Raw genomic sequence first — 14,105 nt, forward strand, 5'->3', positions numbered from 1 at the left:
CGACCAAAATCCTTAAACCCGACCGGCCTTTTGTCTATTGATTGTTTCCGCGGGGAGTGGGGTTTTGTGTTATTTTCTGTATTCGACCGACGGGGGTCAGCGGGTGGGGGGTGGGGTCAGCAGCCGATCACCCAGTAGTTGGGGGCGGTCTGCTTGAGGGCGCTGGTGTAGAAGGTGTTGTAGAGGCCCATCCGCTGGTTGGAGCCGTTCGCGTAGGCGTAGCCGCCGGACTGGTACGCCCGACCGGCGCTGACGTGCGCGTAGTTGCTGGCGGTCACGCAGGTCGGCGGCGTGGTCGGGGTGGGGGTCGGCGTCGGCGTCGGGGTGGCCGTCGGGGTCGGGGTCGGGGTGGTGCCGCCACCGCCGAGCCCGAAGAAGACCGCGTCGCGGTACGTCGAGCAGATGGTGTCCAGGAAGTACGCGGCGGTGCTGCCGCACTGCTCGGCGCCGGAGCCCGGGTCGACCGGAGTGCCGTGGCCCATCCCGGAGACCCGGTAGAGCCGCACGTCGTCGTTGCCGTACACCTCCAGGCTGGTGCCGCCGGGCAGCGACGACGTGCTGCTCGGGGTTTGCGGAACCCCCCGCACGTTGGTCCACTGGTCGCGGGACTCCGCGCCGTTGAGCGGGGCGACCGTCGTGTCCGAGGTGCCGTGCCAGATTGCCACCCGGGGCCGCCGGCCGCTGTAGCCGGGGTACGCGCCGCGGACGAGGTCGCCCCAGGCGGCCGGGGTCTTGTCGGCGCCCGGGTTCATGCAGCTGAACGCGTTGACCATGCTGGTGGCGCAGCGGTACGGGATGCCGGCGATGATTGACCCGGCGGCGAAGACGTCCGGGTAGGTGGCGAGCATGACCGAGCTCATCGCCGCGCCCGCGGAAAGGCCGCTGACGAAGACCCGGCCCCTGTCCACCCCGAAGTTCGTCTTGGCGTGGTCGACCATCTGCTTGATCGACAGCGCCTCGCCCTGGCCCCGGGCGGTGTCCCCCGGCTCGAACCAGTTGAAGCAGCTGTTGGCGTTGTTGCCCGACGGTTGCTGGGGAACGATCAGGGCGAACTTCCACTGGTCGGCGTACTTCTGCCAGCCGGAGTTGGCGAAGTAGCCGGAGGCGTTCTGGGTGCAGCCGTGCAGCAGCACCACGGCCGGGGAGCTGGCCGGCAGGTTGTCCGGACGGTAGGCGTACATGGCGAGGTTGCCGGGGTTGGACCCGAAGCCGGTGACCTGGGTCAGGCTGGCCGCCTGGGCGGGCGTGGCGAGGGCGACCGCACCGGCGACGGCGAGGACGAGCCCGGCGACCGCACCGATCAGCCGGGTGAGGGTGGACGAGGAGCGGCGCACGGCGGCCTCCTGACGGGCGGACTGTGAACTGGGTCACGGTCGAATTGCCGGAACGTTACGTCGGCGTGTCGCCGCTATGACATGGGCCACAGTCACACATTCACGGGGGCCACTGTGTACGCCGGACGATCCAACCGTTAGGAAGGGCCCCCTCCTCTACCTCAGGCGATAACAAGGGTCCCCTCCTTGCATGTATGACCGGCCCGTCCAGGTCCGGTTGGTAACGTCCGCTGCGTGCCGTCCTCCCCGTCGCTGGCCACCGGGCCCGCACCCGCGTCACCACCTCGCGCCGCCCGCGACCGCCGGGCCGACCTGATCGTCGTGCTGGTGGCGCTCGCGCTCGCCGTCTGGGTGACCAGTGGGCTGTGGCGGGACCCGAACGTGCGCACCATCACCGTCAACTCCAGCGACCAGGCGCTCTTCGAATGGCTGCTCGCCTTCGGCGGGCACGCGGTGACGCACGGGGAGAACCCGTTCTTCACGTACCTGATCAACGTCCCGGACGGGGTCAACCTCGCGGTCAACACCTCGATCACGGTGTACGCCGTCGTCTTCGCGCCGCTCACGTACCTGATCGGGCCGCCGGCGACCTTCCTGGTGATCCTCACCCTCAACCTGCTCGCCACCGCGCTGGCCTGGTACTGGCTGCTCTCCCGGCACCTGGTCCGCAGCCGGCTGGCCGCCGGGGTCGGCGCCCTGTTCATCGCCTACTCCCCCGGCATGGTCTCGCACGCCAACGCCCACCTGAACTGGAGCGCCGGCTGGCTGGTGCCACTGCTGGTCTGGCGGCTGTTCGCGCTGCGCCGCCCGGGGCGCTGGCTCCGGGACGGGGTGATCCTCGGCGTCCTGGTCGCGGTGGCCTTCTCGATCGCCGCCGAGGGGCTGTTCTTCGCCGCGCTCGCGCTCGGCGTGTTCGTCGCCGTCTGGGCGCTGCACCCGGCCCACCGCGCCGAGGCCCGAGCCGTGCTGCCCACCTTCCTGCGCGGGCTCGGGGTGACCGCGGTGGTGGCGGGCGTGCTGCTGTCGTACCCGCTGTGGCTGCACTTCGCCGGGCCTCAGCGGTTCCACGGCACCGGCTTCGACCCGGTGATCCACTCCGAGGACATCGCCGCGTTCGCCGCGTTCCCGCGCCGCTCGCTGGCCGGTGAGGCCGGGCTGGGCACCGCGCTGGCGCCGAACCCGACCGAGGAGAACTCGTTCTTCGGCATCCCCCTGCTGGTGCTCACGGTGGTCTGCTTCGTCGCGCTCTGGCGACGCGCCGATTCCGCCCGCCGGGCCACCCTCTGGGCGCTGGGCGCCACCGCGGTGCTCTTCACCGTGCTCTCCTTCGGGCCGGTGGCGAAGGTCGATGGCCGGCGCACCGACCTGCCGATGCCGTTCGACCTGTTCGGGCAACTGCCGGTGGTGAACGCCGCACTGCCCGCCCGGCTGGCCCTGGTGGTCGCGCCGGTGATCGGGGTGCTGTTGGCGTACGCCATCGACCAGCTGCGGCACGATCCGCCCCGGCAGCGCTCCGCGGAGCTGGCCTGGTCGATCGGCTTCGCCGCGGCTTTGCTGCCGCTGCTGCCCACCCCGCTGCTGACCCACGAGCGGGAGCCCGTCCCGCAGTTCATCACGACCGGCACCTGGCGGGAGTACGTCTCGCCCGGCGGAGTGCTCACGCCGGTGCCACTGACCGTGGACATCTACCCCGACGGGCAGCGCTGGCAGGCGTACGCGCTGTCCCATCGGCAGGGTGAGTTCGCCATTCCGGGCGGCTTCTTCCTCGGCCCCGGTGGCCCGGACGGTCGCGGCCGGATCGGGCCGGTGCCCCGCACCCTGAGCGCCCTGATGGACCAGGCCGGGCGGACCGGGCTGGTGCCGATCATCACCGACGGCACCCTGCGGGATGTCCGCGCCGACCTGCAGCACTGGCGGATCGAGACGGTCGTCCTTCCCGACCGGGTACACGGCGCGAAGTTCGACGTCGACGAGGAGGCGGTCCGGCGCACCGCCAACGCCCTGTTCGGCGAACCGCAACGGGTCGACGACGTCTGGGTCTGGCGCATCCGACCGGCCTGACCGCCGTCGCCCTCCTCCGCCGCCGCCGTCCTGGTGAGGCGGCTCACCAGCGATCATCGCCGGTCACGGGACTAGGCTGAGGGGCGTGACGACGACGACCTCCGGCCTGACGGCCGTCCGCGCCGGCCTGCTCGAGTACCAGGCCGCCTGGGACGAGCAGCGCCGCCTGCACGAGGCGGTGGTGGCCGGCGAGCGCGGCGACACCGTGCTGCTGCTGGAGCACCCGAGCGTCTACACCGCGGGCAAGCGCACCGAGCCGTGGGACCGGCCGGTGGACGGCACCCCGGTCGTCGACGTGGATCGCGGCGGCAAGATCACCTGGCACGGGCCGGGGCAGCTCGTCGGCTACCCGATTCTCCGGCTGCCCGACCCGGTGGACGTGGTCGCCTACGTACGCCGCACCGAGGAACTGCTGATCGACGTGTGCGCCGAGTTCGGGCTGACCGCCGGTCGGGTCGAGGGGCGCAGCGGGGTCTGGGTGCCCGAGGACGACCGGGGGCCGGCCCGCAAGGTGGCCGCCATCGGCATCCGGGTCGCCCGGGGCGTCACCCTGCACGGCTTCTCGATCAACTGCGACTGCGACCTGACGTACTTCGACCGGATCGTGCCGTGCGGCATCCGGGACGCCGGCGTCACCTCGCTCACCGCCGAGCTGGGCCGCCCGATCACCGTCGCCGACGTGCTCCCGGTGGTCGAGCGCCGACTGTCCACCCTGGTCGAGGTCTGAGCGGCGGGCCCCCGGCGGTGGCGCCAGGGGCCCGCTGCGCTCACGGCGTGAGGCGGTGCAGGTCGCGTGGGAACGCGGTGACCTCCCGGATGTTCGCCGCGCCGACCAGGCGGGCCACGAAGCGCTCCAGGCCGATGGCGAACCCGCCGTGTGGTGGCATGCCGTGCCGGAACGCGTCCAGGTAGCCGGCGTACGGCTCGACCGGCTCCCCCCGCGCCGCCAGCGCCGCCAGGTAGTCGGCGTGCCGGTGCAGCCGCTGCCCGCCGGTGACCAGCTCCAGGCCCCGGAAGAGCAGGTCGAAGCCGTTCGAGTACGCCGGCCGCGCGGGGTCGGGGTGGGTGTAGAACGGCCGCTTCGCCATCGGGTAGCCGGTGACGAAGAGGAAGTCCGACCCGTGCTCGCGGCGGGCCCACTCCCCCAACGCCCGCTCGTGGGCGGGCGCGAGGTCCGGCTCGTCGGCGGGCGCGCCGGCGATCGCCAGCGCCTCGGTGAAGTGCACCGCCGGGATCTGCGCCGGCACGGCCGGCACCTCGACGCCGAGCGTGGCCAGTGCGCCTGCGGCCCGCTCGCACACCGTGCCCAGCATCCCGGCCAGGGTGTCCCGCAGCACGACCATCACGTCACGGTGGTCGGCGACGAAGCCCAGCTCCACGTCGAGCGACGTGTACTGCGCCAGGTGCCGGACGGTGTCGTGCGGTTCCGCCCGGAAGACCGGCCCCACCTCGTAGACCCGTTCGAAGACGCCGACCATCAGCTGCTTGTAGAACTGCGGCGACTGGGCCAGGTACGCGGGCCGGCCGAACCAGTCCAGCGCGAACACGTTCGCCCCGCTCTCCGTGGAGGAGCTGACCACCTTCGGCGTGTGGACCTCCACGAAGTCCCGGCCGTCGAGCGCGGCACGGAACCCGGCCACCGCCGCCGCCGAGATCCGCAGTGCCGCGGATCGGGTGGGGTGGCGCAGCGCGGTCGGCGCGTTGTCGAGCTGGGTGGGCAGGCTCGCGCTGAGCGCCGGCCGGTACAGGTCGAACGGCGGCGGCACTGCGGGCGGGCCGAGCGGACGTACCGCCGGGTCGGTCAGCTCGACCCCGGCGGGCGCGGTGTCGTTCGCGGTGGCCGTCGCGGTGACCTCGACGACCGTCTCCTCGGTGAGTTTCTCCAGCTCGGCGCGGACGGCCGGGTCGGTGACGACGACCTGGGCCAGGCCGGTGGCGTCGCGCACGATCAGGAAGGCCACCGACTTGAGCATTCGGCGGCGGTGCACCCAGCCGGCGATCCGCACGGTCGCGCCGACCTGGGCGGGCAGTTGGTGGGACAGGGTTCGTTGCATGGCGGGCTGCTCCTCGGTCGATCGCCACGCCGTCGCCGCCCTGGGGTGGCGAAAGCGTCGCATCAGCCCCAGGGAGGTGTGGGCGAGCGGGAACCTCGCGGTGCCACCACACCTTCGCCCCCGCCGGAGCGGGGGCCTCGTTCGTTCGTCGCCTGATGACCGGGGCCAGCCGGGCGGGCTCTACTGGGCACGGGGTGACCCGCAACCGTTCTTCCCGCAGCTCGGGAGGGTCTTCGCGCACCGGCGCCAGACCGCCTCTCAGCACCGGCGGCTCTCTGCACTGGCGGGTCGGGCGCTACTCGGCTCCGTCATCGCTGTTGGCGGTGACGGTAACACCCGATCCCTGCGGCTGTGACGCCGATTTCGAGCCGTCGGTGTCCGGCGTCACAACATCCACGGCGTGACGCCGGTCGCCCGACGCACATAGATGGCGGCCGTCGGGCGTAGGCTCGTTTTCGTGACGATCGAGCACTCCGCGCCGACGACCGGCCAGGCAGCGCGCACCGCAACGGCCGCCCCCGAGGGGCGGCGTCTGCTGCGGATCGAGGCGCGCAACGCCGAGACGCCGATCGAGCGCAAACCGCCATGGATCAAGGTCAAGGCCAAGATGGGGCCGGAGTACACCCAGCTGCGCGGGCTCGTCTCGCGCGAGGGGCTGCACACCGTCTGCCAGGAGGCCGGCTGCCCCAACATCTACGAGTGTTGGGAAGACCGCGAGGCCACCTTCCTGATCGGCGGCGACCAGTGCACCCGGCGATGCGACTTCTGCCAGATCGACACCGGCAAGCCAGCCGAGTTCGACGCCGACGAGCCCCGCCGGGTCGCCGAGTCGGTGGTGTCCATGGGGCTGCGCTACGCCACCATCACCGGCGTCGCCCGCGACGACCTGCCCGACGGCGGCGCCTGGCTGTACGCCGAGACCGTCCGGCAGATCCACGCCCTTCAGCCGGGCTGCGGCGTCGAGTTGCTGATCCCGGACTTCAACGCCGTCCCCGAGCAGCTGGCCGAGGTCTTCGGCTCCCGCCCGGAGGTGCTGGCGCACAACGTGGAGACGGTGCCGCGCATCTTCAAGCGGATCCGCCCCGCGTTCCGCTACGACCGCTCGCTGGACGTGATCCGGCAGGCCCGCGCCGACGGCCTGGTCACCAAGAGCAACCTGATCCTGGGCATGGGCGAGGAGCGGGCCGAGGTCTCGCAGGCGCTGCGCGACCTGCACGAGGCCGGCTGCGAGCTGATCACCATCACGCAGTACCTGCGCCCCTCGCCCCGGCACCACCCGGTGACCCGCTGGGTCAAGCCGGAGGAGTTCGTGGAGCTGCGCGAGGAGGCCGAGGAGATCGGCTTCGCCGGGGTGATGAGCGGGCCGCTGGTGCGCTCGTCGTACCGCGCCGGCCGGCTCTACCGGCAGGCTCTCGACGCCCGCGCCGCCGCCCCGGTCGGCACCGCCGGCTGACCCGCACCCGACGTCCGGGACCGCCGCCGCCGGGCTGAGCTGCGGCGACCCGCCGGCCCACGCCGTGCCGGAGAGCGCCGGCACCCGAATGCCCTGATCGGCTGACGGCTACCGCCGAACACTGGCGGTTGCGCGCCAATTGCCGCATTCGCCCGTTATGTACAGGTGCTGGTGTCTGTGCAACGGGTGTCGCAACCCGTCCGGCGGTCGCGGCTGCCCGAAATCCTCACCGTGCCCGCCGTCGTCGCGGGTGTGGGCTATCGCCTCGCTCTGCTGGGCCACGCCGCGCCGCCGACGAACAGCGACGAGGCCACCATGGGGTTGGCCGCGCTGCACATCGCCCGGGGTGAGGGCTTCCCGGTCTGGTTCTACGGCCAGCAGTACATGGGCACGCTGGAGGCGTACCTGGCCGCACCCGTGTTCGCCCTGATCGGCGGGCCATCGCTGCTCGGCCTGCGGCTGCCCACGCTGGCGCTGTACGCGGTGTTCCTGCTGCTGGCCTGGCGACTGACACTGCGGCTGACCGGGGACCGCTGGTTCGGGCTGCTGGTGGTGGCGCTGCTCGCCCTCGGCTCCGATCGGGTGGTCAAGAACCAGTTGATCGCCGGCGGCGGCTACCCCGAGATGAACGCGGCCGGGGTGGCGCTCGCCCTGCTCGCCCTGGATCTGGCCACCGGACGGCCGGGTCGGCGGCTGCTGCGCTGGGCGGCGTGGGGGTTCCTGGCCGGCCTGATGCTCTGGGTCGACCCGCTGGTGCTGGCCTACGTCCTCGCCACCGGCGGGGTGCTTGTCGTGTTCTGCCGCCGGGAACTGCGCGGAGCGGCCGGCGTGCTGCTCGGGGCCGCCACCGTGCTGGGCGCGGCCCCGCTGCTGGCGCACAGCCTGCTGACCGGGCGGATCCCCCTGCGCGCGATGATCGCCGCCAGCAGCGCGGACGCCACCACGGGCTGGGTGGAGCGGCTGCACGGCGGGCTGCTGCTCGGCCCACCGCTGGGCATGGGCTTCTGCGCGCCGGGGCGGTGCGCCACCTGGCAGCTGTGGTGGGCGCTCGCCCTGCCGGTGCTGCTGGCGGTCGCCGCGGGTACCGCCTGGCGGGTGCTGCGTCGGCCGCCCACCGCTGGTCCGTCGCCCCGGGCCGCGGCGGCCATGCGGCTGGCTCTGGTGCTGGCCGCGGTGGCCACGCTCGGCGCGTACACCGTGAGCAGCGCAGCCGGGCTCACCCCGGTGGAGAGTTCCCGCTACCTGTCCTGCCTGCTCATCTCCCTGCCGGTGCTGCTCTGGCCGGTGTGGACGGTGGCCCGGAGCGGGGGGCGGTGGACGGCCGCCCGGCCGGTCGCGCTGGTCGTTCTCGCCGCCACGGTAGGCACCGCCGCCCACGCCACCTGGCGGTCGGTGCAGACCGCCCCGGCGACCCGGGCCGCCGAGGCCCGGCACGCCGAGCTGGTGACCACCCTGCGCCATCTGGGCGTACGGCAGGTGCGGGCCGGCTACTGGACCTGCAACCGGCTCACCTTCGCCAGCGCGGAGGAGGTGGTCTGCGCGGTCGTCGACGACAGGCTGCGCCCCGGCCTCGACCGCTACCCCGCGTACCGGCGGGAGGTGGAGGGCGCGACGGCGCCGGCCTGGGTCGCGCCGACCGGGTCGCCGATGGCGGCCCGGCTCGACGACCGGCAGCGCGCCGCCCCGGACAGCCTGGACCTGGTCACGCTCGACGGCTGGCGGATCTACCTGCCACGTGCCTGAGGGGTCGGCCGACCACCGGTGCGCTCGTCAGCGGGGTGCAGCGGGCTCGGCGAGCAGACCGAGGCGGTGGGCCACGGCCGCGGCCTCGCCCCGGTTGGTCACGCCCAGCTTGGCGATGATCCGGGACACGTGGACGCTGGCCGTCTTCGGCGAGATGAACAGCCGCTCGGCGATCCGGCTGTTGCTGTGCCCCTCGGCGACCAGCCGCAGCACCTCCCGTTCCCGCGAGGTCAGCAGGTCGACGCCAGGCCCCGCCTGGCCGGCCCCGCGCAGGCCGACCCGGCGGGCCAGGGTGGCGGCCGCCTCGGCCAACGGCGTCGCGCCCAGCCGCCGGGCGATCTCGGTGGCCTCGGTGACCGCCGCCGCCACCTCGTCCCGCTCTCCGGCGGCGGCGGCCGCCTCGGCCAGCGCCAGCAACGCCCGGCCCAGCGGGTACGGCTGCCCGTCGGCCCGCCACGCGTCCACCGCCGTACGCCAGGCCGGCAGCGCCCGCCCGGCGGTCGCGAGCAGGGCGGTGACCTGGGCGGCGTGCGCCCGCGCGGCCGGGTGCCGAGCGGGCAGGTCGGCGGCGAGCGCCGCGACGGCGGCCGCCAACTCCCGGTCCTCGACCCGGGCGGCGGTACGCGCGACGGCGCTGAGCACCGGCCAGCCCTCGCGGGGCAGCTGCGCCAGGCTCTGGTCGGCCAGCGCGACGCGGGCCGCCCGGACCGCCTCGACCTTGTCGTCGGCGGCCAACGCCGACTCGATCCCCAGCTCGTGCAGGGGCAGCCGGTGGCTCGGCCACAGGTAGGGCCGGCCGAGGAAGGCCAGCGCCCTGTCGACCAGTTCGTAGGCGCCCGGATGGGCGCGGGCCAGCCGCAGCCCGGCGCCCAGTTGGAGCCAGTGCACCCCGGTGACGCCGGACAGATCGATCCGGGCGGCCTCCGCGCACACCGCCTCCGCTTCGTCCCACCGGCCCAGCGCGATCAACGCCTCGGCCCGGTTGCTCAGCAGGTACGCCCCGGTGGAACGGCTGATCCCCACCCGCCGCGCCTCGGCCACGCCGGCCTCGGCCGTCTGCGCGGACTCGGCGTAGCGGCCCAGCTCGCAGAGCACGTCCGATCGGTACACCATGGCGATCACCAGGGCCGGCGCGTCGCCGGCGGCGCGGGCGACCGACTCGGCCTCGCGCAGCTCCGCAAGCCCCTGCTCCAGGTCCCGGTCGCCGTGGCAGAGCAGGGCGATCCGCGTGGGCAGCAGGGCCACGTACTCGCCGAGGGCCTCGGCGTCCGCGACGGCCTCGGTGGCCACCCGGGCCGCCTGCTGCGGGTCGATCTTGATCAGGTGGGCGGCGATGTCGGCGAGCAGCTGGACCCGCTCCACGCCGGCCGGGCCGCCCGCCGCCAGCCGGTACGCCTCACCCAGCTCGCTGCTGCCGTCGCTCTTGCCAAGCAGGGCCAGCAGTCGGCCCCGCTGGTCCAGCAGGCGGGCGGCGCGCAGGGGCGCGGCCTCGGCATCCACCTCGGCCAGGCCGGCCCTGGTCAGGGTGATCGCGCGGCTGAAGTCGCCCGCCGTGACCGCAGCGTTCAACGTCTGCTCCAGCAGTGCCAGGTGGTCCATGCCGAGCCGGCCGGCGGCGTCGGGCACCAGTTCCCACAGCTCCAGCACCCGTTCCAGCAGCCGGCGCTGCTCGGCGTAGGCGTACCGGTCGGCGGCGGCGCAGGCGGCGGCCCGTGCGGTGACCAGGGCCCGGGGGTGGTCGTTCGCGGCGTACCAGTGATGGGCGATCTCGGCCGGGGCCCGACCCTCGGCGACCAGGTGCGGCTGGGCCTCGATCGCGGCGGCGAACCGGGCGTGCAGCCGGGCGTGCTCACCGGGCAGCAGCTCGTCGTGCACGGCCTCGCGGACCAGCGCGTGCCGGAACTCGTAGTCGCCGTCACGAGCCACCACCAGCTGGGCGGCGACAGCTGCGCGCAGCGCGTCCTCCAGCTCGGCCTCGGGCAGCCCGGCGACCTCGGCGAGCAGGTGGTGGGCGAAGCGGGTGCCGCCGGCCGCGGCGATCCGCAGCACCCGCTGGGCGGGCTCGGGAAGCCGGTCCACCCGGGCCAGCAGCAGGTCGCGCAGCGTCTCGGGTAGCGCGGCGCAGCCGATCGGGTCGCCCGCGACGGTCAGCTCCTCGATGAAGAACGGATTGCCCTGGGTGCGCTCGTGGATGTCGTCGATGACGCGGGGATGCGGCTCGGCGCCGAGGAGGTCGGCGAGGATCGCGGCGGTGCCGTCGCGGTCCAGCCGGCCCAGCTCGACCCGCTCGACGCCGCGGGCCCGGTCCAGCTCGGCCAGGAACGGGCGCAGCGGATGCCCGCGCTGAAGCTCGTCGGTGCGGTAGGTGCTGACCAGCAGCAGTCGGCCCGGCCGGGCGGCCCGGACCAGAAAACCGATCAGGTCCCGGGTGGAACGGTCCGCCCAGTGCAGGTCCTCGATCACCAGCACCAGCGGCCGGACGTCGGCGAGTCGTTGGAACAGCTCAGCGACCAGGTCGAACAGGTAGCCGCGCGGCGCGTCGGTGAGCGGCGCGGCGGCCGGCGCGGCCAGCGCGGCGGACACCCGGCCCAGCTCCGGCAGGAGCCGGGCGAACTCCGCCTCGTATCCGGCGAAGACCTCGGCGCCGTCGGCGCGCAGCACCGCGCGCAGCGCGGCGGCGAACGGTGCGAACGGCAGGCCGGCCTCGCCCAGCTCCAGGCACTGGCCGACGAGCACCCGCGCGCCGGCGTCGGTGGCCGAGCCCGCGAACTCCTCCAGCAGCCGGGTCTTGCCGACGCCCGCCTCGCCACCGACCAGGACGGTGCTGGGTTCCCCGGCCCGGGCCCGAGCCAGCGCGGCCCGCAGCGCGGCGATCTCGCGCTGGCGGCCGACGAGGACGGAGCTGGCGGCACGTACGGTCACGGGGTTGAGCATGCCATGACGGGCCCCGCCGCCGGCCACGCCGACCGGCTGGTGACCGAGCGGCGGGGACGGCGGCGGGGTGGCCGCGGCGGCGGGTAAGGCGGTGGCGCTCACCGGCGGTCGTCGCCGGTACGCCGGATCTGCTGGCGCCGGCCCAGCCAGTTGCGCCTGCCGGGGCGGGACATCGACCGGGCGAGTCGTTCCGTCGCCGCCTCGGCGCGCAGCTCGGCGGCGTGGCTGTGGTGCAGGGCGAGCAGGAAATCTGCGTCGTTGCCGAACATCTCGGGCTCCTTCGTGGCGTCGTCATCTTGCTGTTGATGACTCTTCGCGCGAAGGCCCCACCCGGGCATGGGCACACTGCCGGATCTTCTCCGGGGCCAGCCTCCTTACGCGCCCGCCGCGGAGGCGTACGGCGACGTAAGGTACTCAGCCGACCGGCACCCGGACGCGGATCAACGGGGCGGGCGGCGCCCACTAGACTCTGCGGCATGGCAAAGCCCCAGGAGAAGGTCTCGTTCGGCCAGCGGCTGAAGCAGATCGGGATGGTGTTCCAGTTCACCGCCAAGCAGGACCGGTGGTTCGCGCCGCTGGTCGCCGCCGCGGTGCTCCTCCCGCTCGCCCTCACCGTGGTCGCGGTCATCCTCTGGAGCTGGATCTGGCTGCCGCTGGGCATCCTGTTCGCCCTGCTCGCGGTGCTGATCGTGCTGAATCTGCGGTCCAACAAGGCGATGATGAACGCCGCCGAGGGGCAGCCCGGCGCGGCGGCGCAGATCATGGAGAACATGCGCGGCGACTGGCGGGTGACCCCGGCCGTCAGCTCCACCACCCAGATGGACATGGTCCACCTGGTGATCGGCCGGCCCGGCGTGATCCTGCTGGCCGAGGGCAACCCGCAGCGGGTGCGCGGCCTGCTCGGGCAGGAGAAGCGGCGGCTGGCCAAGGTGATCGGCTCCGCCCCGCTGCACGACTACGTGATCGGGCAGGAGGAGGGCGAGCTGCCGATCCGCAAGCTGCGGACGACGCTGCTGCGGCTGCCCCGGGCGCTCAGCGGCAAGGACGTCAACTCGCTGGACAAGCGGCTCAAGGCGCTGACGGCCCGGCCGCAGATGCCCAAGGGCGCGATCCCGAAGAACATGCGACCGCCGGGCGGCTCCTTCCGCCAGTCGCGGCGCTGACCCCTGGCGTACGCCCCGAAGAGCCGGACCCCTGCGGGCCCGGCTCTTTCGCGTTGGGGTGGGCGGTCAGCGGCGGGGGGCGTCGACGATGACCGCGTCGGTGAGCCGGTCGTGCAGGCCGCGACGGTGCTCGTCCATGATCAGCGCGGGGACGACGAGGGCCAGCAGCAGACCCCGGGCCAGCCCACGGAGCAGCCCGATCCGGCCGCCGTCGTGCCAGTTCACGCAGCGGACCTTCGTGATGTACATGCCTGGCGTCTGGGCGAACAGGCCGAGGAAGAAGGCGTACAGCAGGATCAGCACCAGCACGGGGGCCCAGCCGTCGTGCACCGGGTCGGCGAAGATGTTGGCCACCAGCAGGCACAGCACCCAGTCGATGATCAGCGCCCCGAACCGTCGACCAAGGCTCGGCGGGGTGAAGGTGGGGTCGGTGGCCGGTGCTGCCGGGGCCTGCGGGTTGGTCACAGCGGTCAAGGGTATCCGTGTCGGGATCGGGGCTTCCGGGTGCCACCGCGCGCGCCAAATCGGGCCAATGACATCAAACGTCATTACAATGGTCTCGCCGGTACACCGTTCGCGGCCGACCGGGAGCGATATAGGAGCGTCGCTGACGCTCCGCGAGGGACGTAACACGGCAGAAACACCGGGGACACGGCCGGGCAACCGCCTGGCCATAGCGTCGCAAGGAGCCTAGCCACCCCGTGGACGTGCCAGGAGGACGTGTGTTCGCCAATTCCGAGGAACTGCTGCGGTACCTCAAGAACGAGGACGTGAAGTTCGTCGACGTTCGTTTCTGTGACCTGCCCGGCGTGATGCAGCACTTCAACCTGCCGGTCGAGTCCGTCAACGACGACCTGTTCACCGACGGCCTCGCGTTCGACGGCTCATCGATCCGCGGTTTCCAGGCGATCCACGAGTCGGACATGCTCCTGCTCCCGGACGTCGCCACCGCGTTCATCGACCCGTTCCGGGCGCAGAAAACCCTCGCGTTGAACTTCTTCATCCACGACCCGTTCACCCGCGAGGCCTACAGCCGCGACCCCCGCAACGTCGCCAAGAAAGCCGAGGCGTACCTCGCCGCCAGCGGCATCGCCGACACCGCCTACTTCGGCGCCGAAGCCGAGTTCTACATCTTCGACTCCATCCGCCACGAAACCTCCGCGCACCAGTCGTTCTACTACATCGACTCCGTCGAAGGCGCCTGGAACACCGGCCGCGAAGAGCCCGGCGGCAACCGCGGCTACAAGACCGCCTACAAGGGCGGCTACTTCCCCGTCCCCCCGGTCGATCACTACGCCGACCTACGCGACTCGATCGTGCGCCGCCTCGTCGACGGCGGCTTCACCGTGGAACGCTCACACCA

At 73.1% G+C, this 14,105-nt stretch carries 11 protein-coding genes; 6 read left to right on the top strand and 5 right to left on the bottom strand.

All coding sequences use genetic code 11. From position 1 onward, the window contains the following. Positions 1 to 116 precede the first annotated feature (116 nt). Positions 117 to 1,334 (bottom strand): extracellular catalytic domain type 1 short-chain-length polyhydroxyalkanoate depolymerase, encoded by a 1,218-nt coding sequence (locus ACWD5O_RS35465; protein ID WP_450087989.1) that lies wholly within the window; start codon positions 1,332 to 1,334, stop codon positions 117 to 119. Between the two features lie 234 nt (positions 1,335 to 1,568). On the opposite strand from ACWD5O_RS35465, the gene ACWD5O_RS35470 reads away from it, so the two are divergent. Beyond that, positions 1,569 to 3,395 carry a DUF2079 domain-containing protein gene (locus ACWD5O_RS35470; RefSeq protein ID WP_450087990.1) on the top strand — a complete coding sequence of 609 codons (1,827 nt, stop codon included), beginning with the start codon at positions 1,569 to 1,571 and terminating at the stop codon, positions 3,393 to 3,395. Positions 3,396 to 3,480: 85 nt separating this feature from the next. Then, positions 3,481 to 4,122, top strand: coding sequence for a lipoyl(octanoyl) transferase LipB (lipB, locus tag ACWD5O_RS35475; protein WP_450087991.1), 642 nt, complete (start codon positions 3,481 to 3,483; stop codon positions 4,120 to 4,122). A gap of 40 nt (positions 4,123 to 4,162) precedes the next feature. Here lipB and aspS read toward each other — a convergent pair whose 3' ends face one another. Then, complete coding sequence (gene aspS / locus ACWD5O_RS35480; RefSeq protein ID WP_450087992.1) at positions 4,163 to 5,449, bottom strand: aspartate--tRNA(Asn) ligase; 1,287 nt, start codon at positions 5,447 to 5,449, stop codon at positions 4,163 to 4,165. A 427-nt stretch (positions 5,450 to 5,876) separates the two neighbouring features. On the opposite strand from aspS, the gene lipA reads away from it, so the two are divergent. Further along, positions 5,877 to 6,902: a lipoyl synthase gene (gene lipA / locus ACWD5O_RS35485; RefSeq protein ID WP_354965109.1), complete on the top strand. Its 1,026-nt coding sequence runs from the start codon at positions 5,877 to 5,879 to the stop codon at positions 6,900 to 6,902. Positions 6,903 to 7,088: 186 nt separating this feature from the next. Beyond that, entirely contained in the window at positions 7,089 to 8,645 is a 1,557-nt protein-coding gene (locus ACWD5O_RS35490) for a hypothetical protein (protein WP_450087993.1), read from the top strand. Positions 8,646 to 8,672: 27 nt separating this feature from the next. Here the strand turns inward: ACWD5O_RS35490 and ACWD5O_RS35495 are convergent, their stop codons facing one another. Both ACWD5O_RS35495 and ACWD5O_RS35500 read right to left on the bottom strand, forming a co-directional pair. Next, positions 8,673 to 11,681 carry an ATP-binding protein gene (locus tag ACWD5O_RS35495; protein WP_450087994.1) on the bottom strand — a complete coding sequence of 1,003 codons (3,009 nt, stop codon included), beginning with the start codon at positions 11,679 to 11,681 and terminating at the stop codon, positions 8,673 to 8,675. Then, the gene (locus ACWD5O_RS35500; RefSeq protein WP_354965112.1) at positions 11,678 to 11,848 is read right to left on the bottom strand and encodes a hypothetical protein; all 171 of its coding nucleotides are present in this window, start codon (positions 11,846 to 11,848) and stop codon (positions 11,678 to 11,680) included. Before ACWD5O_RS35500 ends, ACWD5O_RS35495 begins: the two co-directional genes overlap by 4 nt. A gap of 207 nt (positions 11,849 to 12,055) precedes the next feature. Between ACWD5O_RS35500 and ACWD5O_RS35505 the strand changes: the two genes are divergently transcribed. Continuing rightward, positions 12,056 to 12,742, top strand: a complete 687-nt coding sequence (locus ACWD5O_RS35505; RefSeq protein ID WP_089019642.1) for a DUF4191 domain-containing protein — start codon at positions 12,056 to 12,058, stop codon at positions 12,740 to 12,742. Positions 12,743 to 12,808: 66 nt separating this feature from the next. Here ACWD5O_RS35505 and ACWD5O_RS35510 read toward each other — a convergent pair whose 3' ends face one another. Next, a complete protein-coding gene (locus tag ACWD5O_RS35510) occupies positions 12,809 to 13,207 on the bottom strand; it encodes an RDD family protein (RefSeq protein WP_354965113.1) in 399 nt (132 codons plus the stop codon). Positions 13,208 to 13,464: 257 nt separating this feature from the next. Between ACWD5O_RS35510 and ACWD5O_RS35515 the strand changes: the two genes are divergently transcribed. Then, positions 13,465 to 14,105: glutamine synthetase beta-grasp domain-containing protein (locus ACWD5O_RS35515; RefSeq protein ID WP_450087995.1), on the top strand; the 641-nt coding region annotated here is incomplete at its 3' end.

The organism is Micromonospora sp. NPDC005161, assembly GCF_053599855.1.

Bases quoted from the DNA above. Each gene is read 5' to 3' on its own strand.
- lipA (WP_354965109.1), top strand. From the start codon at position 5,877: ATGGCGGCCGTCGGGCGTAGGCTCGTTTTCGTGACGATCGAGCACTCC.
- ACWD5O_RS35500 (WP_354965112.1), bottom strand. From the start codon at position 11,848: ATGTTCGGCAACGACGCAGATTTCCTGCTCGCCCTGCACCACAGCCAC.
- ACWD5O_RS35505 (WP_089019642.1), top strand. From the start codon at position 12,056: ATGGCAAAGCCCCAGGAGAAGGTCTCGTTCGGCCAGCGGCTGAAGCAG.
- aspS (WP_450087992.1), bottom strand. From the start codon at position 5,449: ATGCAACGAACCCTGTCCCACCAACTGCCCGCCCAGGTCGGCGCGACC.